Here is a 1,476-nt window from a genome sequence, read left to right on the forward strand (position 1 = left end):
GGGGCGCCCCCCCCCCCCCCCCGCCGGGACCCGCCGTGGCGGTGGGGTTCAGCGGGTCTACGACGGTCAGCCGGATCTGCATCGCCGTCAGCGATCCCTTCCGCTCGGGCGCCCGTGGCAGTGGTCGACGCCCCGGGTCCCCCACCGCGCCGTCCCCAACCGCCCGCAGAGCACGTCGGCCTGTAGCTGTAGCAGGGTGCATCCTCGCACCCGGGACGCGGCCCGCGCCCGCGGGCCACCCTCAAGTGATCTTGATTGGTCACCTCTGTCCTGGAAAGTGGCCCATTCAACACCTGTTCATGACTGATTACGCTCGCTCCCGGAAACCAAGCGACCGGGATGCACGTCTTTCCGTGCGGGGAGCCCCACCGCGCCCCGCACGGCGGGCACCACCCGGCACCGCCTCACCGGCCGTGTCCGGACCGAGACGGATCCGGGCACGCCGACGACCGCCGCCACCGGGCCCCACGGCCTTACAGTGGGCAGGACCGGTCGTCGAAGCGCCGGTGCGAGTGATCACGACCAGCAGGGAGCGCATGACGTGCGGCCGGTAGGCAGCAAGTACCTGCTCGAGGAGCCGATCGGACGCGGCGCCACGGGCACCGTCTGGCGAGCCCGCCAGCGGGAGACCGCGGGGGCCGAGGCCGCCGTCGCCGGGCAGCCCGGCGAGACCGTCGCCATCAAGGTCCTCAAGGAGGAGCTGGCGAACGACCCGGACGTGGTGATGCGCTTCCTCCGGGAGCGCTCCGTCCTGCTCCGGCTCACCCACGACAACATCGTCCGGGTGCGCGACCTGGTCGTCGAGGGCGACCTGCTCGCCCTGGTGATGGACCTGATCGAGGGCCCCGACCTGCACCGCTACCTGCGGGAGAACGGCCCCTTCAGCCCGGTCGCCGCCTCCCTGCTCACGGCGCAGATCGCCGACGCGCTGGCCGCCAGCCACGCCGACGGCGTGGTGCACCGCGACCTCAAGCCCGCCAACGTCCTGCTGCGCCAGACCGGCGGCGAGCTGCACCCGATGCTGACCGACTTCGGCATCGCCCGCCTCGCCGACTCCCCGGGCCTGACCCGCACCAGCGAGTTCGTCGGCACCCCGTCGTACGTGGCCCCGGAGTCCGCCGAGGGCCGCCCGCAGACCTCCGCGGTCGACATCTACGGCGCCGGCATCCTGCTCTACGAGCTGGTCACCGGCCGCCCGCCGTTCGGCGGCGGCAGCGCGCTCGAGGTGCTCCAGCAGCACCTCAACGCCGAGCCGCGCCGTCCCTCCACGCTGCCCGAGCCGCTGTGGACGGTCATCGAGCGCTGCCTGCGCAAGAACCCCGACGAGCGCCCCAGCGCGGTCGGCCTGGCCCGCGCGCTGCGCGTGGTCGCCGACGGCGTGGGCCTGCGGGCGAGCTCGGCGCAGATCGTGGCCGCCGACAACGTCGCGGCCCTGCTCGTGCCCGACCCGGCCCCCGCGCCGGTGCCCGGCACCCC

The 1,476-nt window shown here is 74.2% G+C and carries 1 pseudogene; it reads left to right on the forward strand.

The window, feature by feature from the left end:
* Window positions 1-541: 541 nt before the first annotated feature.
* Window positions 542-1,476: pseudogene (locus tag ACOV8S_RS18510) on the forward strand (serine/threonine-protein kinase); the annotation flags it as partial.

It is taken from the genome of Streptomyces sp. CO7 (assembly GCF_053474865.1).